Origin of the sequence: Allobosea sp. (genome assembly GCF_048595345.1) — a bacterium.
In the GTDB taxonomy this organism is placed as follows: domain Bacteria; phylum Pseudomonadota; class Alphaproteobacteria; order Rhizobiales; family Beijerinckiaceae; genus Allobosea.
In genome coordinates, this window is the sequence record NZ_JBMDWH010000123.1 from 1 (window position 1) to 21,310 (window position 21,310).

The following is a 21,310-nucleotide window of genomic DNA, read 5'->3' on the forward strand; positions in this document are numbered from 1 at the left end:
GTCATCCGGATCGGCGGGGTGAGGCGCACGGCCTCGTCCTTCGAGGTGGTGCGGATGTTGGTGAGCTTCTTGCCCTTGAGCACGTTCACCTCGAGATCGTTCTCGCGGGTGTGCTCGCCGACGATCATGCCCTGATAGACCTTCCAGCCGGGCTCGATCATCATCGGGCCACGATCTTCGAGGTTCCAAAGGGCATAGGCCACGGCCTCGCCGGTCTCCATCGCGATCAGCACGCCGTTGCGGCGGCCGGCGATCTCACCCTTGTAGGGCTCATAGGCATGGAACAGGCGGTTCATGATCGCGGTGCCGCGGGTGTCGGTCAGCAATTCGCCCTGATAGCCGATCAGGCCGCGCGTCGGAGCATGGAACACAAGCCGCTGGCGGTTGCCGCCGGAAGGACGCATCTCCAGCATGTCGGCCTTGCGCTCCGACATCTTCTGCACGACGACACCGGAATGCTCCTCGTCGACGTCGATCACGACCTCCTCGATCGGCTCGAGCAGCTTGCCGGCCTCGTCGCGGGTGAAGACGACGCGCGGACGGGAGACGCCGAGCTCGAAGCCCTCGCGGCGCATCGTCTCGATGAGGATGGCGAGCTGGAGTTCGCCGCGGCCGGAGACGATGTAGCTGTCCTTGTCGGTCGCTTCCTCGATCTTCAGCGCGACATTGCCCTCAGCCTCCTTGAGCAGGCGGTCGCGGATGACGCGGGTGGTGACCTTGTCGCCTTCGGTGCCGGCGAGCGGCGAATCATTAACCGAGAAGGTCATGGAAACGGTCGGCGGATCGATCGGCTGGGCCTCGATCGGCTCGGTAACGGAAGGGTCGCAGAAGGTGTCGGCGACGGTGCCCTTCACCAGGCCGGCGATGGAGACGATATCGCCCGCGACGGCTTCCTCGATCGGCTGGCGCTCGATGCCGCGGAAGGCGAGGATCTTGGAGATTCGGCCGGTCTCGACGGTGGTGCCGTCACCCGAGAGCACCTTGATCGTCTGGTTCGGCTTGGCCGAGCCGGAGGTGACGCGGCCGGTGATGATGCGGCCGAGATAGGGGTTGGCCTCGAGCAGCGTGCCGATCATTCGGAACGGGCCGTCCTCGACCTTGGGAGCCGGCACATGCTTGAGGATGAGGTCGTACATCGGGGCGAGGCCCTGATCCTGCGGGCCTTCCGGCGACGGCGCCATCCAGCCCTGCTTGCCCGAGCCGTAGAGGATCGGGAAATCGAGCTGCTCGTCGGTGGCGTCGAGCGCGGCGAAGAGGTCGAAGACCTCGTTGATGACTTCGGTGGTGCGCGCGTCGGGCTTGTCGACCTTGTTGATCGCCACGATCGGGCGCAGGCCGAGCTTCAGCGCCTTGGAGACCACGAATTTGGTCTGCGGCATCGGGCCTTCCGCGGCATCGACCAGCACGATGGCGGAATCGACCATGTTCAGGATGCGCTCGACCTCGCCGCCGAAATCGGCGTGGCCGGGGGTGTCGACGATGTTGATGCGCGTATCCTTCCAGACGACCGAGGTCGCCTTGGCCAGGATGGTGATGCCACGCTCCTTCTCGAGGTCGTTGGAGTCCATCACGCGCTCGGCGACGCGCTGGTTGTCGCGGAAGGCGCCGGATTGCTGGAGCAGCTTGTCCACGAGCGTGGTCTTGCCGTGGTCGACGTGCGCGATGATCGCGATGTTGCGCATGGACATGCGGGGCGTGGCCTTGTCTTCAAGGCCACGGGCCGGTCAGGAGCAATGCCCCGCCGGCGCAGCCTGTTTCACGTGAATCTGGATTTCGTTGCGCTGCACATAACCGCAGAAGCGGATTTGGGCAACCATGCGGGGCGCCGAAAGGTGAACGCGCCTAGATTTCCGCCAGCAGGCGCTGCCTTTCGGCCACGGCGCGCCCCACCTGGTCGATGGCCAGGCGGTAGGCGGCGAGCGCAGCGACGTCGAGATCGCCCTTGGCATAGTCGGTGAGCACGCGGCTAAGGATCATGTCCGCCTCCTGCCCCAGCCGCATCAGCTCCGTCTCGTCCTCGCAGGAGCGGATCACGCCGAGCAGCTCCAGCAATTCGTCGAGCCCCTGCATGGCACGCCGGCGGCGATTGGCGCTTTCGCGGCCGAGCAGGGCGGCCCCGCCCGTGCCGACGCCGGACAGCACCATCGCGCCGATATAGAACCAGTCGCCATAGCGGTCGAAGAAGCTCTCCTGCTCGCCGTCGATATAGGCGGCGGCGCCGGAATGCACCGGCAGCGGCGCGTCCTTGTCGGTGGCGGGCGTCTCCAGCGCGGCGATGGCCGGCACTTCGCCGGCGAGCGTCAGGCGCAGGCCGAGAATGTCCTTGGTGAGTTCGCCGACGAGATTGTCGTCGAGACTTTGCGAGGCGAAAAGGCGCGAGGTGATCGAGATCGTCGGCAGGCTCTCGGCCGGCCGGGGCGGATCGCCGCCGAGCGCACCGCGCACGATCTCGCCGGATTCGATGGCGCGGTAATGCGCGGCCAGCGCATCGGCCTCCCGGATCGGGATCAGGACCGGGTCCTCGCCCCAGGCCGAGCGCAGGCGCTTGAGCCCGTCATTATTGGTATGGGAGCCGACGGCATTGATGGAGAAGAAGCCGTCGATGCGCTTGTCGCGCGCCGCCTGCACGATCTCGTCCTGGCCGAGCGGGACGATCTGGAGTTCTTCGGCGCCGACCTCGTATTGCGCGAGCACACGCTTCAGCAGCACCGTGTTTCCGACAGGCTCGCGCGGAACGCCGACCCTGCGGCCGCGCAGATCGGCGATGCGGCCGATTCCCGTCTCCCTGGTCGTGATGAAGAAGGGATAGGTGCGACGGGTGATCAAGACCGTATCGGCCGTGGAGGGCACGGCGATGTCGGACCTCAGCAGGGCGAGATCGGCCTCCCCGGCATCCACGCGCCGCGCGCTGTCCTCAGCCCCTTCGGTCAGGATCAGGCGGAGCCGGACCGATGCCTTGTCGCGGTTGAGCCCCTGCACGAAAGCCGCCGCCATCCGGGCGTCTTCCGAACGCAACGGCCCAGCCGCCAGGCGCAGGGTGCGCGGCTGGGTGAAGACGTAGAAGCCGGTCACGGCCAAGCCGGACAGGGCGAGCAGGCCCGCCAGCACCCAAAACCCGCGCCGCCCCATGCGCAATGCTCCATCCTCCCCCGCCCAGAATGGCTTCACGCGCGATGATGTCGCAAGTGCGACGACCATGCCGCATGCACGAGCCGCCGCCCCATGCTAAGAGCGCCGGAGAAGAAAGGTTCCGCAGCGTGATCATCAAGATCTGTGGCCTGTCCACGCCCGAGACGATGGAAGCGGCGCTCGATACCGGCGCCGACATGATCGGCCTGAATTTCCATCCGCGCAGCCCGCGCTACGTCTCGCCCGAGCGGGCCGCCGATCTGGCCCGGATGGCGCGCGGCAAGGCGGAGATCGTCGCGCTGATCGTGGACTGGGAGGAGGCGCGCGCTGTGGAGATGGCTGAGATGCTGAAACCCGACTGGCTGCAGCTGCACGGCGCGGAAGCGCCGGAGGCCGTGGCCCGTCTCGCAAAAGCCAGCGGCCGCCCGGTGATGAAGGCGCTGGGCATCTCCGATGCTGCCGATCTGCTCGCGGTCGAGCGCTATGCCGGCCAGGCCGACCGGATCCTGCTCGATGCCAAGCCGCCGAAGGATGCCGCCTATCCCGGCGGCCATGGCCGTCCGTTCGACTGGACGCTGCTCGCCGGCCTCGACCCTGCGCGGTCCTTCATGCTATCGGGCGGGCTCGATCCGGCCAATGTCGGCGAGGCGATCGCAGTGACCCGGCCGGCGGGCATCGACGTATCATCGGGCGTCGAGAGCGCGCCGGGGGTCAAGGATCCCGCCCGGATCGCGGAATTCGTCGCGGCCGCCCGCAGGGCCGCCGCGGCCCAGAAAGAAGGCCTGAGCGCATGAACGCCCCCACCCCTCCCAACAGCTATCGCAACGGCCCGGACGAGAATGGCCGCTTCGGTCTGTTCGGCGGCCGCTTCGTCGCCGAAACCCTCATGCCGCTCATTCTCGAGCTGGAGGAGGCCTATAACGCCGCCAAGGCTGACCCAGCCTATCACGCCGAGATGAACGAGGGGCTGAAGCATTATGTCGGCCGGCCCTCGCCGCTCTATTTCGCCGAACGCCTGACCGAGCATTTTCGCAGCCAGTCGACCTCCGGTCTTTCGGGCGCCAAGATCTATCTCAAGCGCGAGGAGCTGAACCACACCGGCTCCCACAAGGTAAACAACGTGCTCGGCCAGATCCTGCTGGCGCGGCGCATGGGCAAGAAGCGCATCATCGCCGAAACCGGCGCCGGCCAGCACGGCGTCGCGACCGCGACGCTCTGCGCCCGCTATGGCCTCGAATGCATCGTCTATATGGGCGCGGTCGACGTCGCCCGGCAGGCGCCCAACGTGTTCCGCATGCAGATGCTCGGCGCCAAGGTCGTCCCGGTCGAATCCGGCACCAAGACGCTCAAGGACGCGATGAACGAGGCGCTGCGCGACTGGGTGACCAATGTCGGCACGACCTTCTACTGCATCGGCACCGTCGCGGGCCCGCATCCCTATCCGGCCATGGTGCGCGATTTCCAGTCGATCATCGGCAAGGAAACCCGCGAGCAGATGATGGAGGCCGAAGGACGCCTGCCGGACTCGCTGATCGCCTGCATCGGCGGCGGCTCCAACGCCATGGGCCTGTTCCACCCCTTCCTCGACGATCCGGGCGTCGAGATCTACGGCGTGGAAGCGGCCGGCCACGGCGTCGCGAGCGGGCTCCACGCCGCCTCGCTGACCGGCGGCAGGCCCGGCGTGCTGCATGGCAACCGCACCTTCCTGCTGATGGACGAGGACGGCCAGATCACCGATGCCCATTCGATCTCGGCGGGGCTCGACTATCCCGGCATCGGCCCCGAGCATTCCTGGCTGCACGATATCGGACGCGCGACCTATCTCTCGGCCACCGACGAGGAGGCGCTGGAAGGCTTCCAGCTGATCTCCCGGCTGGAAGGCATCATCCCCGCCCTGGAATGCGCCCATGCGCTCGCCCGCGTTGCCGATCTCGCCCCGCAGAAGCCGAAGGACCATCTGATGGTGGTCAACCTCTCGGGCCGCGGTGACAAGGACATCCCGCAGGTCGCGGAGATCCTGGCCGGGCGGTAAACCCTCCCGCGCTTCGCACCTGCACAAACAAGCGACTCGACTCCTGCCCCAAGGCAAAGGACGATCATGCCGACCGTGCGATCCGCGCGGTTTGTAGCGTGGGGTTCGGGCGGGGTTGGACGTCCTGGGGGCAGAGGCGAGCGGTTCCGACCGCCGGTATGGCTCGGCCCTACCGGTCGAATTGGCATTCCTCCCAGCTCATGGCGTCTCGACGGATGGTCTGGCCCGCGCCGCGCGACTTGCTGTGCGCAACCGGACCTGCCCGGTGAGAGAGGCTTTCGCACTCGGTCTGACCGACGAGGAGCAGTACTACCGCGCGCTCGCGGCCGAACTCGGTCTGGCTTTTCAAGCCGACATGGTGGAACTGGCCGCCGGAGGCGAGCCGGCACGGATTCTGCGAGGAGGCATCGCGCCCTGCGGCGGGAGGTCCGCTCGGCACTACCGTTTCATGCTCGCGCCGGAAGCGCCGGCGCTGCGTGCCATGATCCAAACCGGCCCGCTCGGGCGGCGCGATGTGGCGGTCACTACGCCGCGCCGCTTCGCCGAGGCGCTGCGGCGTGCGAATGGAGCTGCGCTCGCGACGCAGGCCGCCAATCTCGACGAGCCGGGGCTGGCACGGATCAGCGCCAGGCTTCCGGCCAGCCGGGGGCAAACCATCGCCGCGGGGCTCGCCCTGATGGCGACGACGCTGGGCGGGGCCTTCGCGCCGATCCAGACCTTCTGCCTGCTCGCGCTGGCGATCTCCCCAGTCTTTCTCGGCCTGATCTTCCTGCGGCTCAGCGCGGCGATGGATCCGCAGGGACCGGATCTGTGGCGCACCTATCGCTGGCGGCTCGACGACGCCCGGTTGCCGATCTACACGGTCGCGATCCCGCTCTATCGCGAGGAAAAGGTTCTCGACCAGCTGTTACGGGGCCTCGCCGCGCTCGATTACCCCGCGGCGAAGCTCGATATCCGGCTGCTGATCGAGGCCGACGATGCCGGCATGCTGAAAGCGCTGGCCGCCATCGCGCTGCCTGCGCATATCGGCGTCACGGTCGTGCCGCCCGGCCTGCCCCGGACCAAGCCGCGTGCTCTCAATCTCGCCTTGGCCGAGGCGCGCGGTGCGCTGTTCACCATTTTCGACGCAGAGGATATTCCCGATCCGCAGCAATTGCGGCTGGCCGCAGCGCGCTTCCAGCGCGGGCCGGCAGAGCTGGCCTGTCTTCAGGCCCGACTCGTGATCGACCATGCGCGGGAAGGGTGGCTGCCCGCTCTGTTCGCGCTGGAATATGCCGGGCTGTTCGAGGTCATTAATCCCGGCCTGCTGCGCGCCGGGTTGCCCATCCTGCTGGGTGGCACATCGAACCATTTTCGCACCGAGGCGCTGCGCGCGGTCGGCGGCTGGGACGCCTGGAACGTCACGGAGGATGCCGATCTCGGCATTCGCCTCGCCCGCGCCGGCTATCACATGGCGGATCTGCCGTCGCGCACCCGAGAGGAGGCTCCGGTTTCGGTGAGGGCCTGGCTGGGGCAGCGCTCGCGCTGGATCAAAGGCTATCTCCAGACCGCCATGACGCATTCGCGCGAGCCGGTCCAGTTGCTGCGGGAGGCTGGCCTGTCGGCGAGCCTGGCCTTCGCTTCGCTGCTGATCGGCACCATCGTCACCGCGCTAGGCTATCCGATCTTCGCGGTCGCCACGGCCTGCGCCATCTGGGAGGGTACGCTTTTGTCTCCGAGCGGCGCCTTCACCACCGTGACCGCCGCCTTCGCCACCGTCATCGGTCTCCTCGGCATCCCGGCCCTGTTCCTGCCGCCGGCCTTGGGCGCGCTGCGGCTCGGCCATCCGCGACTGCTGCGGGTTCTGCCGTTGCTGCCGATCTATTATGGGCTGGTCTGCGTCGCGGCATGGATGGCGTTCTATGCCTTCTTCACCTGCCGCTTCGGCTGGACCAAGACGGAGCACGGCCTCGCCAGGCAGCGCCGGCCGCTGGAGTCCGCCGAGCCGCTCACGAGTGGCGCAGCCATTCCTGAGCGGCCTGCGCCGGCGGCTGCTCGATATTGAAGGCGCCGACGAAGCTGCCCTTGCCGTCCATGAGATAGACCAGAGCGGTGTGGTCCATCGTGTAGTCGCCGTCCTTGAGCGGCACCTTCTTGGCATAGGCGCGATAGGACTTGATCACGGCATCGATGGCGTTGCGATCGCCGCTCAGGCCGATGATGCGCGGATCGAAGGAGCCGAGATAATTCTTCATCGTCTCGGGAGTGTCGCGCTCGGGATCGACGGTGATGAAGAGCGCCTTCAGATTCTTCGCTTTGGCATCATCGCCGGCCGCGCGCAGCACCTCGGAAATCTCGAAGAGCTTGGTCGGGCAGATGTCTGGGCAGCGGGTGAAGCCGAAGAAGACGAGGAAGGGTGCACCCTTCAGGTCCGTGTCGGACAACGGCTTGCCGTCCTGCGTCGTCAGGGTGAAGGGCCCGCCCACGCTGGCCGTGCCGCTGCTGGTGGTGCGCGGCCCGGGCGAGAAGGTGAGGATGGCGGCGCCGATCAGCGCCAGCGCACCGACGAGAAAGACGACCAGCGGCAGAACGAGGCGGCGATTCACGGTTTCGGGTCCGATGCGGGGCTGGAACGTCAGAAGCAGGCGACGAGCGTGGCGATCAGCCCATCGGTGAACAGGCGCGTGCCCTCGCGCCACCAGAGCAGAAGCCCCGTCAGCAGCAGGGCGAAGGCCCCGCCGCACAACAGCAGGATCCCGGCCCGGCTGGGAGCCTGGGCTTCCGGTTCCGAACGGGGTTCCACCTCGGCCATGGCGCATGCATAGCGCCGAAGCGCGTGCCATGAAAGCGCCCGGGTGACGCAGGCGGGCCGCGCTCAGGGCAGGGGCTGCCTCAGGCGAGGAAATGCTTGGAGAGCTTGAGCGCCTGGCCCTGATAATTCGACTTCAGCCCGGCGCCGTAGAGCGCAGCCGGGCGCTCCGCCATCGTCTCGTAGACCAGCCGCCCGACGATCTGCCCGTCCTCGATGATGAAGGGCACATCGCGCGAGCGCACCTCCAGAACGGCGCGGGCGCCGCGGCCGCCGGCGGCGGCATGGCCGAAACCGGGGTCGAAGAAGCCGGCGTAATGGACGCGGAACTCGCCGACCAGCGCGTCGAAGGGCGTCATCTCCGCCGCGTAATCGGGCGGGACATGCACCGCTTCCTTCGAGGCGAGAATGTAGAACTGGCCGGGATCGAGGATCATCGCGCCCGAGCGGTCGTCCGGGATCGGCTCCCAGAACTCGCTGGCGCGATAGGCGCCGACGCGGTCGACATCGATCAGCGCGGTATGATGCTTGCCGCGATAGCCCAGCAGCCCGTCGAAGCCTGACAGATCGACGCTGACCGCGACTCCGCCCTGGAAAGACGGCTCGGCCGCCGAGACCAAGGTCTCACGCAGATGGATCGCCTCCAGCGCCCGGTCGTCGAGGCGGGTTTCGCCGGCGCGGAACCGGATCTGGGACAGGCGCGAACCGCTGCGGACCAGCACGGGGAAGGTGCGGGGCGAAATCTCGATGAAGAGCGGGCCGTCATAGCCGTCTTCGACGAGATCGAACTCGCGGGCCCGGTCGGTGATGACCCGGGTGAAGACATCGAGGCGGCCGGTGGAGCTCTTGGGATTGGCCGCCGCGCGCAGGCCCCTGGGGAGGGTCAGCCCCTCCATCAGCTCGGCGATGTAGACGCAGCCGGTTTCCAGCACCGCGCCGCGGGTCAGGTCGATCTCGTGCAGGGACAGATCGTCGATGCGGCTGCGCACCGTGCGCTCGGGGCCTGGCAGGAAGCTCGCGCGAACGCGATAGGCCTTCTCGCCCAGCCGCAGATCGAGGCTCGCCGGCTGGATCTGGCCATCGGCCGGCGGATGCGCGAGCCGGATCGCGCCCTGCTCGATGAAGGCGTGGATGGAGCTGTCTGGCTGGATGCCGGGCTTGAAAGGCAGCATGCGATGTCCGGAGGATAATCGGTCATTGCTAGCGAAGCGCGGCCGAAACGCCAAGCGAGCCGGGCGGCGGCGGCGAGGCCCGCTCTCGACTTGTCCACTCCTAATGCCCGGCCGCAACGGATTGACCGCCGGGCTGCCCCGCCCGTAACTGAGGCATGGCGCAAAATCGCAAGAACAGCGGCGAGCCGCAGGCCGGAGCCATCTACGCAGCCGAGACGCAAGGCGTGCGGGTGACGGCCCAGCCGCGCTTTCTGGAAGCCGATTCCGAGCCCGGCCAGGACCGCTATGTGTGGGCCTATGCGATCGAGATCGTGAACCTGTCCGGGCAGACGCTGCGCCTGCTGACCCGGCGCTGGACGATCATCGACGGCCATGGCCGCATCCACGAGGTGCGGGGCGAGGGCGTGGTCGGACAGCAGCCCGTGCTGCGACCGGGCGAAAGCTTCAGCTACACTTCGGGCTGCCCGCTGGCGACGCCGCATGGCTCGATGCAGGGCGCCTATGCCATGCAGGACGAGCGCGGCGAGGCGCTCGAGATCGCCGTGCCGCTGTTCCCGCTCGATTCCCCTTATGTGAAGAAGGTTCTGCACTGATGCCCGCCCCCAAGGCCGGCGAGCGGCTTGCGCCGCTCGACATGCTCGCCCGCCTCGTCGCCTTCGACACGGTGAGCCACAAGACCAACCTGCCGCTGATCGAGTTCGTCAAGGATTATCTCGCCGGCTGGGGCGTGGCGTGCCACCGTTTTCCCAATGCCACGGGCGACAAGGCCGCGCTGTTCGCGACCCTCGGCCCGCAGGACAAGGGCGGCGTGGTCCTCTCCGGCCATACCGATGTCGTGCCGGTCGAGGGACAGGCCTGGAGCCGCGATCCCTTCACGCTGCATGTCGAGGACGGCCGAGCCTATGGCCGCGGCGCGGTCGACATGAAGGGCTTCGTGGCGTTGGCACTCGCGCTGGTGCCCGATTTTCTCGCCGCCGAGCTTCGCACGCCGATCCACCTCTTCCTGTCCTACGACGAAGAGTTGACCTGTCTCGGCGTCGTCGACGGCATCGCCGCGATGGGCAGGACGCTGCCCCGGCCGACGGCGGTGATCGTGGGCGAGCCGACCATGCTCGACATCGCCGACGCGCATAAGGGCATCCGCACCTTCCTGACGACGATCAGGGGCTTTGCCGCCCATTCCTCCAAGCCGCATCTGGGGGCGAGCGCGGTGCATGCCGGCGCGCTGCTGGCGGCCGAACTCGACGCCATGCAGGAGGAGGCGAAGACGCGGCCCGACGGCAGCGGCCGGTTCGACCCGCCCTTCGAGACGGTTCATCTCGGCAAGTTCCATGGCGGCATCGCCCGCAACATCCTCGCCGACCGAGCCGAACTCGCCTGGGAAATCCGCACCCTGCCCGGCTCCGACCCGGAGGCGGGGCCGGCGCGTTTCGCGGCCAAGGCGCAGGGCGTGCTGGCGCGGATGCGGCAGACCGCGCCCTCCTCGGCGATCGAGACGGTCATGACCTCCGACGTGCCGGGGCTGGCGCCCGATCCCGGCTCCACCGCCGAGCGGCTCGCCATGCGCCTCTCCGGCCGCAACGATACGATCGCGGTGGCCTATGCGACCGAGGCCGGGCATTTCCAGAAGGCCGGGCTTCCGACGGTGGTGTGCGGGCCGGGCTCGATCGACCAGGCGCATCAGCCCGACGAATACATCACGCTGGAGCAGCTGCAGGCCGGCGAGGCCTTCATGCGCAAGCTGATGGCCGAGTGCCGGGGATAGACGTTGCGCGTTGCGGGGGGAACCCTCTCCTTACAGGAGAGGGGTTCTCGGTCCCGGCTCCGGCGCTGTTACGAACCCGCCGCCTGCCCGTCCTCGACCTCGGACGGCTCGAAAGAGTAGCGGCGCGAGCAGAATTCGCAGGTGACGCCGAGCTTGCCGTCATCGGCGATCATCGCCCGGCGATCATCCGGCGAGAACCCGCGCAGCATGGTCAGCACGCGCTCGCGCGAGCAGCGGCAGGCCTCGCGAACCGCCACCGGCTCGAACACCCGTGCGCCGCGCTCATGGAACAGGCGATAGAGCAGCCGCTCGCTCTCCAGCATCGGGTCGAGCAGCTCGTGATCCTCGACCGTCTCGACCAGCGAGCGCGCCTCGGTCCAGGCATCGTCCTCGATGCCATCCGGGTCCTGGCTGGTGAGGATGTCGTGCCCCTCCGGCGCGTCGCCGGGGTGGATGTCGGCCGCGCGCAGGCGATCCGGCGAATGCGGCATGAACTGCACGAGAATGCCGCCGGCGCGCCATTGCGGCTTGCCGCCGCTGGTGACGGTGCCGACGCCGAGGCGCACGCGCGTCGGAATCTGCTCCGATTGCAGGAAATACTGATGCGCCGCCTCTTCCAGGCTCTGGCCCTGAAGCGCGACGATGCCCTGATAGCGCGTCGTCGCCGAACCCTGATCGATCGTCATCGCCAGATGGCCCTCGCCGAGCAGATCCCCCGTCGAGAGCCTGTCGAGCGCGATCGCCTCCACCAGCTTGGCCTCGTCGAGATGGGCGACGGCGCGGAAATTATCCGGCGCGTTGAAGTCGACGACCATCATCGAGATCGGGCCGTCGCTCTTGGTCTGGAGCTGGAAACGGCCCTCGAATTTCAGCGCGGTGCCGAGCAGCACGGTCAGCGCCGCGGCCTCGCCGAGCACGCGGGCGACCGGCGCTGGGTAATCGTGCCGGTCCAGAATGGTGTCGATCGAAGCGCCCAGCCGCGCGACGCGGCCGCGCACATCGAGATCGGGCACCGCGAAGGGCACGACTCGATCGTCGAGCGAGACGTCCACGCTGCGATCGGCCATCAGGCCGCCACCCCGCCGAAGCACCAGGCGAGGATGCCCTTCTGCGCATGCAGGCGGTTCTCGGCCTCGTCGAACACGGCCGAGTGCGGCCCGTCCATGACGGCGTCGGTCACCTCCTCGCCGCGCGTCGCCGGCAGGCAATGCATGAAGATCGCCTCCTTCTCGGCACGCTCCATCAACCGCTCATCGACCTGGTAAGGCCGCAGCAGATTGTGGCGGGTGCCTTCGTCGTCGTCACCCATCGAGACCCAGCAATCGGTGATGACGCAATCGGCACCCTCGACGGCCTCCTCGGGGCGGGTGGTCAGGGTGATCCTGGCGCCCTGCTTCCTGGCCCATTGGACGAGGGCCGGCGGCGGCGCCAGCTCCTCCGGCGTCGCGATGGCGAGTTCGAAATCGAGCCGTCCGGCCGCGTGGACCCAGGAGGTGAGCACGTTGTTGGTGTCGCCCGTCCAGGCGATCCGCTTGCCGGCGATGGCGCCGCGACGCTCCTCATAGGTCATGACGTCCGCCATGACCTGGCAGGGATGCTGGCGCTTGGTGAGGCCGTTGATCACCGGCACCGAGGCGTATTTCGCCATCTCGACCACGGCGTCATGGTCGAGCATGCGGATCATGATCGCATCGACATAGCGCGACAGGACGCGCGCCGTATCGGCGATGGTCTCGCGCTCGCCCAGCTCGATCTCGCGGCCGGTCACCATCATCGGCGAGCCGCCGAGCTCGCGGATGCCGACATCGAAGGAGACGCGGGTTCGCAGGGAGGGCTGCTCGAACACCATGGCGACGACCTTGCCCTCGAGCAGGCGGTCGCCCGCGGCGGCGGGGGTATGGCGCCTGGCCTTCATCTCCTCGCCTGCACGCAGGATGGCGCGCAGTTCGCTTCCGGAGAAATCGGACAGATCGAGGAAATGGCGCGTCACGGGCGCTTCCTTCGCTTGGGAGAGATGGATTACTCGGCAGCCGGCCGCTTCAGCCCGGCCTCGACGGCGCTGGCGGCCTTGTCGAGGCGCAAGGCCGCCTCGGCGACCTCTGCATCCGAGATGATCAGCGGCGGGAGCAGACGCACGACATTGTCGCCAGCACCCACGACCAGGATGCCCTGAGCGCGCGCCTCGCTGACGAATTCGGTGTTGAGCGTGTGCAGCTTGAGGCCAAGCATCAGGCCCTCGCCACGAATCTCGGCGATGACGTCCGGATGCCGGTCCTTGAGCTCCGCCAGGGACTGCTTCAGCCGCAGCGCGGTCTGGCGGACATGGTCGATGAAGCCCGGCTCCAGAACGACGTCCAGCACCGCATTGCCGACCGCCATGGCGAGCGGATTGCCGCCGAAGGTAGTGCCATGGGTACCGAGCGTCATGCCCGAAGCCGCCTCCTCGGTGGCGAGGCACGCGCCCATCGGGAAGCCGCCGCCGATGCCCTTGGCCACGGACATGATGTCCGGCGTCACGCCGTGATGCTCATGGGCGAAGAACTGGCCGGTGCGACCGACGCCGGTCTGGATCTCGTCGAAGATCAGCATCAGGCCGTGCTCGTCGCAGAGCGCGCGCAGCAGCTTGAGGAAGCGGCCCGGAACGGTGCGCAGACCGCCTTCGCCCTGGATCGGCTCGATCATCAGCGCGGCGGTCTCGGGCGTGATGGCGGCGCGGAGCGCGGCTTCGTCGTCCAAGGGCACCTGGTCGAAGCCGTCGACCTTGGGGCCAAAGCCGTCGATGTATTTCTGCTGGCCGCCGGCAGCGATGGTCGCCAGCGTGCGGCCGTGGAAAGCACCCTCGAAGGTGATGATGCGGTAGCGCTCGGGATGACCCTTCGCGGCATGGTATTTCCGCGCCATCTTGATGGCGCACTCATTCGCCTCGGCACCCGAATTGGTGAAGAACACCCGTTCGGCGAAGGTTGCCTCGCAGAGGCGCCGGGCGAGGCGCTCGCCATCCGGCGCGCCATAGAGGTTGGAGGTGTGCCAGATCTTGCCGGCCTGCTCGGTCAGGGTCTTGACCAGATGCGGATGGGCGTGGCCCAGCGCATTGACCGCGATCCCGGCGCCGAAATCGAGATAGCGGGTGCCGTCGGCCGTGATCGCCCAGGCGCCTTCGCCGCGCTCGAAAGCGACGGGGGCGCGGGCATAGGTCGGCAGAAGGACGGAGGGAGCGGCGGAAGCGGAAACGGAGGCCATAACGTCAGATCCTCGCGGGGGGACGGGTGAGATCGGGAAGACGCTGGGGTCGAGATGCGATCGGGATACACCGCCTGTCTCTTGCAGGCGCATGACGACCCGGCGACGACGCTATCGTCGCAGCCCTCGACCCACCTCTCGTCGCGCCGTCATCCGCATCGTCCGGTCCCGATCGGGAGCGATCCCGTTTCCGCAAAACATAAGCGCCGCCCGAGCGGGCGGCGACGTTGTGGATAAATATGATGAAAGCGGCCGGCCGTGTCAATTCTCGAGGCGGCGGCGGCCTCAGACAAGTGTTGCCGAAAAGATTCGCTCGGCCCCGCAATCGGCATTCGGCTGGGGAAAAGATCTTTTCGGATTCGGCGACTCTTGTCCGCGAGTCACCGCCCCTTGTATGGTCGGCCTCGTCAGATACGACATTTCGTGCGGCGTCCCCAGTCCGGTCCTGTTGCGACAGCAACGGTTTTTGTCCCTGCGACAGAAGCCGCGACTTCGGATTCCGAGCGAAGCACCCTCACGGGCGGTTTCCTTCCGAAGCCGCCCCGACAGACAGGTGATGCGGATGAACGAAGCCGGAGCATGGACCGACGAGCGGGTCGAGCTGCTCAAGAAGCTCTGGAGCGATGGTCTGAGCGCGAGCCAGATCGCGGCCGAGCTCGGGAGCGTCACGCGCAATGCGGTGATCGGCAAGGTGCATCGGCTGGGCCTTTCCGGCCGGGCCAAGAGCGCCGCGGCACCGGCAGCGCCGCGCGCGACGGCTCCGCGCAAGGCGCCGGCGCGCGCGCCGAGCCATCCGATGGCGAATCCCGCACCGACGCGCGGCACCCATGCCCTGGCGCCGAGCTTCGAGGAGCAGGCAGAGGCCGAAACCCAGGCCGCTCCCCAGCGGCAGCAGGCCGAGGAGGTGGTGATCCCCTTCTCCGAGCGGGTCACGATCATGGATCTGCGCGAATATATGTGCCGCTGGCCGATGGGCGACCCGACCACCCCGGAATTCCGCTTCTGCGGCGCCCGCTCGCAGACCGGCATGCCCTACTGCACGCATCACGCTCGCATCGCCTATCAACCGGCCGCCGACCGGCGCCGCGACCGCAGCAAGGTCCGGGCCTGAGCGCATTGCGCATCGGAACCTGAAAAGCCGGCCGAAAGGCCGGTTTTTTGTTGCCGGCTCGAGCGTGCGTCATGCTCGGGCTCGCTTCGGGCATCGGCGACGGCAGGCACCAGCGCCTCCTCATGACAACGATTCCGGGGCGTGCGCTGCGCTTCGCCCCGGAGTGACGGCGTTCAGAGCCTGCGCCGCTTCTCCAGCGAACGGCTCCAGCGCGAGAGCGCGAAGCAGATCAACCAATAGATCGCGCCGGAGAAGGCATAGGCCTCCATATTCATGCCGACCCAGTTCGGATCGGCGAGAGAAGCCTGCGCGATGCCGAGCAGATCGAGGATCGAAACGACCAGCACCAGCGTCGTGTTCTTGATCAGGGCGATGAATTCGTTGGTCATCGCCGGCAGCGAGATCCGCAAGGCCTGCGGCAGCACGATCAGCCCCGTCGCCTTCCAATAGGTGAGGCCGAGCGCCGTCGCCGCCTCGCGCTGGCCTTTCGGCAGGGCCTGCAGGCCGCCGCGCACGGCTTCGGCCATATAGGCGGCGATGACGAGGCCGAGGCCGATCACGGCGCGGGCCAGCCGGTCGATGTCGAGGCCGCCAGGGAGGATCAAAGGCAGCAGCAGAGAGGCCAGGAAGATGACGGCGATGATCGGCACGCCGCGCCAGAACTCGATGAAGATGACGCTGACGAGCCTGACCACGCGCAGCTGCGATTGCCGCCCGAGCGCGAGCAGGATGCCGAGCGGAACCGCGATCAGGCTCGCATAGACCGAGATGAAAAGGGTGAGCATCAGCCCGCCCCAATCGCGCGTCTCGATGGGGCGAAGGCCCGCCCCGCCGCCGATCAGCCAGATGCCCAGCGGCGGCAGGATCACCAGCAGAGAAAGGCCGAGGCCGAGCTTCAGCCGCTGCGGCGCCAGCACGACCGCGGCGATGCCGAGCGCCAGGGCGATGCCGGCCAGATCGGGCCGCCAACGCTGATCGGCGGGGTAGAACCCATACATGAACTGGCCGAAGCGGGCGCGGATGAAGACCCAGCACGCCCCGCCCGCCGTGCAGTCGGACCGGGTCGTGCCGCGCCAGGTCGCGTCGATGAGCGCCCAGCGGATCAGCGGAACGGCCGCCCAGGCGATCGCGAAGGCCAGCAGGAGCGTGACGAGCGCGGTGAGCGGCGTGCCGAACAGCCGGTGGCGCCAGAGGGCGAGTGTGCCGGAGCCGCTCATCGGGTCACCAGGGCGATGCGCGCATTGTACCAGTTCATCAGTGCCGAAACCGCCAGGCCGATGACGAGATAGACGGCAAGGGTCATGGCGATGATTTCGATCGCCTGCCCGGTGTTGTTGAGGGCCGAGCCCATGAACAGGCTGACAAGGTCTGGATAGGCGATGGCGGCACCGAAGGACGAGTTCTTCAGCACGTTGAGATACTGGTTGGTCAGTGGCGGGATCATCACCCGCAGCGCCTGCGGGATGGTGACGAGCCGCAGGATCTGGCCGGGGCGCAGGCCGAGCGCGGCGCCGGCTTCCGTCTGCCCATGCGAGACCGACTGGATGCCGCCGCGCACGATCTCCGCGATGAAGCCCGCCGTATAGGTGACGAGCGCCGCCAGCAGCGCGACGAATTCCGGAATGACGACGAAACCGCCGCGGTAATTGAAGCCGCGCAGGGCCGGCACGTCCCAGCGCGTGGCGAGGCACGCCCAGGCGAGCGCCACCGCCGGAAGAACGAGCAGGAGCAACAGCCCGACGCGCAAGGTCGGCGCATGGCGGCCGGTGCGTTCCTGCCGCTTGCGGGCCCAGACGGAGAAGGCGGCGTAGGCGACGATGCAGGCGAGGATGACGAGCCCCGCAATCCGAAGGGCCTCCATGCCGTCCGGCAAGGGGATCGTCAGGCCGCGATTGTTGAGGAAGGCGACGCCGAACAGCCCGATGCTCTGGCGCGGCTGCGGCAGGGCGGCGATGACGCCGAAATACCAGAACAGCACGAAGAACAGCAGCGGGATGTTGCGGACGAACTCGATATAGGCGCCGGCGATGGTCGAGAGCAGCCAGTGCGAGGAGAGCCGCGCAATGCCGAGAACGAAGCCCAGCAACGTCGCCAGCACGATCGCGATGACGCTGACCAGCATCGTGTTGGCGACGCCGACCCAGAACAGGCCGAGGATATTGTCGGCCTGGGTGTAGCCGGTGAGGACGAAGGGCACCTCGATGCCCGAGCTGCGCCAGAGGAAGCCGAAGCCCGAGGCGATGCCGGCCTTGACCATGTTCTCCGAGGCGTTGCGCACGAAGAAGACGACGAGCGCGACGAGACCGACGACGAGCGCGATCTGGTAGACCCAGTCGCGCACGCGCTTGTCGTTGAGGATCGATAAGACAGTCATGCCGCGAGGCCTCGCACCTTGCGTCTCGAACGCGCCGTCATCCCGGGCGCACCGAAGTGAAGACCCGGGATCCATGCCGGAACCGTTCAGGCATGGACCCCGGATCGGCGCCGCTGACGCGGCTTGTCCGGGATGACGGCGTGTTTCCGTGTCGGCTGGAAACCGCCGCCTCTCTCACTGGAAGGGCGGGGTGAAGAGCACGCCGCCCTTGGTCCAGAGCTGGTTCTGGCCGCGCTCGAGCTTCAGCGGCGAACCCATGCCGACGGTGCGCTCATAGCTCTCGCCGTAATTGCCGACCTGCTTGATCGCGTTGAGCATCCAGTCGTTGGAGAGCCCCATCATCGGGCCGAAGCCGCCTTCGGCGCCGAGCAGGCGGCGGACCTCGGCGTTCTTGGAACTCGCCTTCATCTCCTCGGCGTTCTTGGAGGTGACGCCGAGCATTTCGGCCGCGATGGTGCCGTTCAGCACCCAACGCACGATCAGCTGCCAGCGCTCGTCCCCCCAGCGCGTCACCGGGCCCTGCGGATCGTTGGAGATCGGCTTGGTCAGGATGACATGGTCGTCGGGGGCCTTGAGCTTGATGCGCTGGCCGGCGAGCGCGCCGACGCCGGCGGTGTAGGCGTCGCAGCGGCCGGCGTCATAGGCCGCGATGGCATCGTCGTTCTTCTGGAAATTGGTGATGGTGACCTTGAGGTTGCGCTCGCGGAACCAGTCCGCCGCGTTCTTCTCCTCGGTCGAGCCGGCGGCGACGCAAACCGAAGCGCCATCGAGGCCCTCGGCCTCCTTCACGCCCGTGGATTTGCGGAGGATGAAGGTCTGGCCTTCGTAGAAATTGATGCCCTGGAAATTGAGGCCGAGTGTCGCGTTGCGCGAGAAGGTGATGGTCGAGTTGCGCGCGAGCACGTCGACCTGGCCCGATTGCAGGATCGGCCAGCGCTGCTGGACCGAGGTGGGCGTGAACTTCACCTTGGTGGCGTCGCCGAAGATGGCGGCGGCCAGCGACTTGCAATAATCGACGTCGAGGCCGCTCCATTCGCCCTTGTCGTTGGCGAAAGAGAAACCCGGCAGGCCCAGATGCACGCCGCATTCGAGATGGCCGCGGGCCTTGACCGCATCGAGCGTCGGGCTCGGCGCCAGCTGCTGGGCCTGGGCCACTGTCGCGGTGGCGGCCAGAGCCGCGGCAGCCGCCAGAATCCTGATCGTCATAGTGTCGTCTCCCCGAAGCCTTTGCGGCTTTTCCGTGTCGAAGTGCGGACTATAGGGGCTGCGGCGAAAAGAGGAATCGGTTTTCCGCCGGGGGGCGTTGCAGCCTGCGGGTCAGTTGCCGAAGACGGTGTTGAGCTGGCTGCCCGCCATGATGAAGGTGGTGCGCTTGGGCATCTCCTTCAGCCGGACCGCACCGATATAGGTCATGGCGGACCGAACGCCGCCCATCAGCTCGAGCATGGTGCCTTCGACCGGGCCGCGATAGGGCACCTCGACGGTCTTGCCCTCGGAGGCGCGATAGCGCGCGACACCGCCCGAATAGCGCTTCATCGCGGTGTCCGAAGACATGCCGTAGAAGATCATCGCCACCGGTACGCGCTCGCCCTCGCGCTCCTCGTAACGGATCTGCCCCTCGCATTCGTCATGGCCGGCGAGCATGCCGCCCATCATCACGAAATCGGCGCCGCCGCCATAGGCCTTGGCGAGATCGCCCGGCACGGTGAGCCCGCCATCGCCGCAGACCAGGCCCTTCAGCCCGTGGGCGGCATCGGCGCATTCGATGATCGCGGACAGCTGCGGATAGCCGACGCCGGTCATCTTGCGGGTGGTGCAGACTGAGCCGGGGCCGATACCGACCTTGACGATGTCGGCGCCCGCCAGGATCAGCGCCTCGGTCATGTCGCCGGTGACGACATTGCCGGCCATGATCGCGGCCTGGGGGAAAGCGTCGCGCGTCGCCTTCACCGTGTCGACGAACTTCTCGGTGTAGCCATTGGCGACGTCGAGGCAGATCTTGGCGATCGGCGCGCGGGCATGGACGGCCTTCAGCTTGTCGTGATCGGCCTGCGTCGTGCCCAGCGAGTAGAAGGCGTTGGCGGAATCGGGCTCGCTGAAAAAGGCGATCAGCTCCTCGACATCGTAATGCTTGTGCAGCGCGACCATGGCGCCGTGCTTCAGCAGGGCGCGCGCCATCGCCATGGTGCCGACGACGTCCATATTGGCCGCGATCAACGGAAAACCCGTCCATTCGCCGCCGGTATGCGCGAAACGAAAGCTGCGCTGAACCTCGACCTCGGCACGGCTGCCGAGGGTCGAGCGCTTGGGCCGGATGAGCACATCTCGGAAATCGAGCTTCGGGTCGTTCTCGATGCGCATGATCGGCCTTCCGACTCTCCGGGGACACGCCTTCGGCGCGCGCGGCCAACCTAGAGCATCGGGGCGGAAAGAGGAATCCGCCGCAGCCCCGCCATCAGAGGACGGGACCGGCCGGCTCGCGGGCGAGAGCACCCAGCACGATCTTGGAGCATCGGGACAGCGTCCGTTCGGACGTGCGATGGTCTATCGGCCGAAGAAATACTGGCGGCACATGCGCAGCATAAAGGCCGGATTGCCCAGCACGTAGCGGCGCCACAGCCGGCGAGGCTCAAGCCAGAGGCGATAGACCCATTCCAGCCTCGCGCGGCGCCATGCCGCCGGGGCGCGCTGCACCTCGCCGGCGAAGAAATCGAACAGCGCGCCGACGCCGGCCGCGACCGAGCAATGCTGCGGACCCAGTTTCGCTGCGATGAAGCGCTCCTGAATTGGATTGCCGAGGGCCACGAGCAGAATATCGGGCCGGTGCTGCCGGATTCGGTCCAGCAGGGCCGGCTCCTCCTCCGGGGCATAATAGCCGTGCGAAAACACGGCGAAGCGATGCTGCGGATAGCGCTGCGCCAGCTGCTCGGCCGCGCGATCGGCGACACCGGGGCGCCCGCCGAGCAGACCGACCTTCAAGGTGCGGGGCTGGGAAGCGAAGAAGGCCGGAAAGAAGTCGGTGCCGTTGAGATTGTCGGGAAAGGGCGCGCCGTAGAGCAGCCAGCTGCCGATATCGACGCCGATCCCATCCGCCAGCACCAGGAAGGTGGAGAGACTGCGCTGGAGCGCCGGTTCGTCCGCCAGCACGTTGACGAGATTGGCGTTGCAGAAGGCGAGCTTGACGTGCCCGCCCTCGATGACGGCCTCCGCCAGCTCCGTGATCGCGGTGCCTCGATTGACGACGGCAACGCCGATGCCGCCGATGTCGCGCCTGACATAGCCGCCGCGCTTGCGGCCGTCCGCGTCAGCAGCCAGGGGCAGCGCAATTGCTCGCGGCACCGTCGTTTTCGATCCGGACAGGTGAAAGAGGCTCATGGCGACCATCATGTCGCGAGCCAAACCGTTGCGGTCAAGATCAACTCGACTAAAGGGTGAATTTCATCTTCACTCGATTGACGATCACCACTTAACGCTTGCTGCAATGCAATATCGCAATATCGTTCCAGGTCGATACACTTCCTTGATGTTCGTTATTCAATAGTCGATCGATTACTGACAATTTGATTTAATTCGGCACGAGCCGGGACACAGAGACCCAATTCGGGACAACTCGCGCCCCCCACCCGGCCTGCGGGCTGGGCCGAATGGGTTAATGCGCGGCGAGGCGGGGCAGATTGATCGGGGCCGCGCAATCCGCTC

General features: G+C 67.3%; 19 protein-coding genes. 6 read left to right on the forward strand and 13 right to left on the reverse strand.

What is annotated here, in order from left to right:
* The coding region (typA, locus tag ACOJTB_RS12135; protein WP_420102780.1) for a translational GTPase TypA at positions 1-1,688 on the reverse strand (1,688 nt) is incomplete at its 3' end.
* Positions 1,689-1,842: 154 nt separating this feature from the next.
* A complete protein-coding gene (locus ACOJTB_RS12140; RefSeq protein ID WP_420102781.1) occupies positions 1,843-3,198 on the reverse strand; it encodes a TAXI family TRAP transporter solute-binding subunit in 1,356 nt (451 codons plus the stop codon).
* A gap of 5 nt (positions 3,199-3,203) precedes the next feature.
* On the opposite strand from ACOJTB_RS12140, the gene ACOJTB_RS12145 reads away from it, so the two are divergent.
* The 3 genes from ACOJTB_RS12145 to ACOJTB_RS12155 all read left to right on the forward strand — a co-directional run bounded on the left by ACOJTB_RS12145 (position 3,204) and on the right by ACOJTB_RS12155 (position 7,205).
* Positions 3,204-3,923 carry a phosphoribosylanthranilate isomerase gene (locus tag ACOJTB_RS12145; RefSeq protein ID WP_420102782.1) on the forward strand — a complete coding sequence of 240 codons (720 nt, stop codon included), beginning with the start codon at positions 3,204-3,206 and terminating at the stop codon, positions 3,921-3,923.
* Complete coding sequence (gene trpB / locus ACOJTB_RS12150; RefSeq protein ID WP_420102783.1) at positions 3,920-5,161, forward strand: tryptophan synthase subunit beta; 1,242 nt, start codon at positions 3,920-3,922, stop codon at positions 5,159-5,161. The genes ACOJTB_RS12145 and trpB overlap by 4 nt, the downstream gene beginning before the upstream one ends.
* Positions 5,162-5,426: 265 nt before the next feature.
* Positions 5,427-7,205 carry a glycosyltransferase gene (locus ACOJTB_RS12155; protein WP_420102784.1) on the forward strand — a complete coding sequence of 593 codons (1,779 nt, stop codon included), beginning with the start codon at positions 5,427-5,429 and terminating at the stop codon, positions 7,203-7,205.
* Here ACOJTB_RS12155 and ACOJTB_RS12160 read toward each other — a convergent pair.
* The 3 genes from ACOJTB_RS12160 to ACOJTB_RS12170 all read right to left on the reverse strand — a co-directional run bounded on the left by ACOJTB_RS12160 (position 7,150) and on the right by ACOJTB_RS12170 (position 9,121).
* Entirely contained in the window at positions 7,150-7,746 is a 597-nt protein-coding gene (locus ACOJTB_RS12160; RefSeq protein ID WP_420102785.1) for an SCO family protein, read from the reverse strand. The genes ACOJTB_RS12155 and ACOJTB_RS12160 overlap by 56 nt on opposite strands.
* 29 nt (positions 7,747-7,775) lie before the next feature.
* Positions 7,776-7,952 (reverse strand): hypothetical protein, encoded by a 177-nt coding sequence (locus ACOJTB_RS12165; RefSeq protein ID WP_420102786.1) that lies wholly within the window; start codon positions 7,950-7,952, stop codon positions 7,776-7,778.
* 80 nt (positions 7,953-8,032) lie between these two features.
* Entirely contained in the window at positions 8,033-9,121 is a 1,089-nt protein-coding gene (locus ACOJTB_RS12170) for a 2'-deoxycytidine 5'-triphosphate deaminase (RefSeq protein WP_420102787.1), read from the reverse strand.
* 200 nt (positions 9,122-9,321) lie between these two features.
* On the opposite strand from ACOJTB_RS12170, the gene apaG reads away from it, so the two are divergent.
* Positions 9,322-9,714 (forward strand): Co2+/Mg2+ efflux protein ApaG, encoded by a 393-nt coding sequence (gene apaG / locus ACOJTB_RS12175; protein ID WP_420102802.1) that lies wholly within the window; start codon positions 9,322-9,324, stop codon positions 9,712-9,714.
* Positions 9,714-10,886, forward strand: a complete 1,173-nt coding sequence (gene argE / locus ACOJTB_RS12180) for an acetylornithine deacetylase (protein ID WP_420102788.1) — start codon at positions 9,714-9,716, stop codon at positions 10,884-10,886. Before apaG ends, argE begins: the two co-directional genes overlap by 1 nt.
* A gap of 68 nt (positions 10,887-10,954) precedes the next feature.
* Here argE and ACOJTB_RS12185 read toward each other — a convergent pair whose 3' ends face one another.
* The 3 genes from ACOJTB_RS12185 to ACOJTB_RS12195 are packed head-to-tail and all read right to left on the reverse strand — an operon-like array spanning position 10,955 to position 14,126.
* Positions 10,955-11,953 carry an Hsp33 family molecular chaperone gene (locus ACOJTB_RS12185; RefSeq protein WP_420102789.1) on the reverse strand — a complete coding sequence of 333 codons (999 nt, stop codon included), beginning with the start codon at positions 11,951-11,953 and terminating at the stop codon, positions 10,955-10,957.
* Positions 11,953-12,876, reverse strand: a complete 924-nt coding sequence (argF, locus tag ACOJTB_RS12190) for an ornithine carbamoyltransferase (RefSeq protein WP_420102790.1) — start codon at positions 12,874-12,876, stop codon at positions 11,953-11,955. The genes ACOJTB_RS12185 and argF overlap by 1 nt, the downstream gene beginning before the upstream one ends.
* A gap of 29 nt (positions 12,877-12,905) precedes the next feature.
* A complete protein-coding gene (locus tag ACOJTB_RS12195; RefSeq protein ID WP_420102791.1) occupies positions 12,906-14,126 on the reverse strand; it encodes an aspartate aminotransferase family protein in 1,221 nt (406 codons plus the stop codon).
* Positions 14,127-14,688: 562 nt separating this feature from the next.
* On the opposite strand from ACOJTB_RS12195, the gene ACOJTB_RS12200 reads away from it, so the two are divergent.
* On the forward strand, positions 14,689-15,237 hold the full coding sequence (locus ACOJTB_RS12200; RefSeq protein WP_420102792.1) for a GcrA family cell cycle regulator: 549 nt from the start codon (positions 14,689-14,691) through the stop codon (positions 15,235-15,237).
* 173 nt (positions 15,238-15,410) lie between these two features.
* On the opposite strand, the gene ACOJTB_RS12205 is transcribed toward ACOJTB_RS12200, so the two are convergent.
* The 5 genes from ACOJTB_RS12205 to ACOJTB_RS12225 all read right to left on the reverse strand — a co-directional run bounded on the left by ACOJTB_RS12205 (position 15,411) and on the right by ACOJTB_RS12225 (position 20,986).
* Complete coding sequence (locus ACOJTB_RS12205; protein ID WP_420102793.1) at positions 15,411-16,454, reverse strand: amino acid ABC transporter permease; 1,044 nt, start codon at positions 16,452-16,454, stop codon at positions 15,411-15,413.
* The gene (locus tag ACOJTB_RS12210; RefSeq protein WP_420102794.1) at positions 16,451-17,611 is read right to left on the reverse strand and encodes an amino acid ABC transporter permease; all 1,161 of its coding nucleotides are present in this window, start codon (positions 17,609-17,611) and stop codon (positions 16,451-16,453) included. Before ACOJTB_RS12210 ends, ACOJTB_RS12205 begins: the two co-directional genes overlap by 4 nt.
* Positions 17,612-17,785: 174 nt before the next feature.
* Complete coding sequence (locus ACOJTB_RS12215) at positions 17,786-18,817, reverse strand: amino acid ABC transporter substrate-binding protein (protein WP_420102795.1); 1,032 nt, start codon at positions 18,815-18,817, stop codon at positions 17,786-17,788.
* 111 nt (positions 18,818-18,928) lie between these two features.
* A complete protein-coding gene (locus ACOJTB_RS12220; protein ID WP_420102796.1) occupies positions 18,929-19,972 on the reverse strand; it encodes a GMP reductase in 1,044 nt (347 codons plus the stop codon).
* 183 nt (positions 19,973-20,155) lie between these two features.
* Positions 20,156-20,986, reverse strand: a complete 831-nt coding sequence (locus ACOJTB_RS12225) for a WecB/TagA/CpsF family glycosyltransferase (RefSeq protein WP_420102797.1) — start codon at positions 20,984-20,986, stop codon at positions 20,156-20,158.
* Between the last annotated feature and the right edge of the window lie 324 nt (positions 20,987-21,310).

Bases quoted from the DNA above. Each gene is read 5' to 3' on its own strand.
- ACOJTB_RS12140 (WP_420102781.1), bottom strand. From the start codon at position 3,198: ATGGTCGTCGCACTTGCGACATCATCGCGCGTGAAGCCATTCTGGGCG.
- ACOJTB_RS12145 (WP_420102782.1), top strand. From the start codon at position 3,204: ATGCACGAGCCGCCGCCCCATGCTAAGAGCGCCGGAGAAGAAAGGTTC.
- trpB (WP_420102783.1), top strand. From the start codon at position 3,920: ATGAACGCCCCCACCCCTCCCAACAGCTATCGCAACGGCCCGGACGAG.
- ACOJTB_RS12165 (WP_420102786.1), bottom strand. From the start codon at position 7,952: ATGGCCGAGGTGGAACCCCGTTCGGAACCGGAAGCCCAGGCTCCCAGC.
- ACOJTB_RS12170 (WP_420102787.1), bottom strand. From the start codon at position 9,121: ATGCTGCCTTTCAAGCCCGGCATCCAGCCAGACAGCTCCATCCACGCC.
- argE (WP_420102788.1), top strand. From the start codon at position 9,714: ATGCCCGCCCCCAAGGCCGGCGAGCGGCTTGCGCCGCTCGACATGCTC.
- ACOJTB_RS12185 (WP_420102789.1), bottom strand. From the start codon at position 11,953: ATGGCCGATCGCAGCGTGGACGTCTCGCTCGACGATCGAGTCGTGCCC.
- ACOJTB_RS12195 (WP_420102791.1), bottom strand. From the start codon at position 14,126: ATGGCCTCCGTTTCCGCTTCCGCCGCTCCCTCCGTCCTTCTGCCGACC.
- ACOJTB_RS12200 (WP_420102792.1), top strand. From the start codon at position 14,689: ATGAACGAAGCCGGAGCATGGACCGACGAGCGGGTCGAGCTGCTCAAG.
- ACOJTB_RS12205 (WP_420102793.1), bottom strand. From the start codon at position 16,454: ATGAGCGGCTCCGGCACACTCGCCCTCTGGCGCCACCGGCTGTTCGGC.
- ACOJTB_RS12210 (WP_420102794.1), bottom strand. From the start codon at position 17,611: ATGACTGTCTTATCGATCCTCAACGACAAGCGCGTGCGCGACTGGGTC.
- ACOJTB_RS12215 (WP_420102795.1), bottom strand. From the start codon at position 18,817: ATGACGATCAGGATTCTGGCGGCTGCCGCGGCTCTGGCCGCCACCGCG.
- ACOJTB_RS12220 (WP_420102796.1), bottom strand. From the start codon at position 19,972: ATGCGCATCGAGAACGACCCGAAGCTCGATTTCCGAGATGTGCTCATC.
- ACOJTB_RS12225 (WP_420102797.1), bottom strand. From the start codon at position 20,986: ATGAGCCTCTTTCACCTGTCCGGATCGAAAACGACGGTGCCGCGAGCA.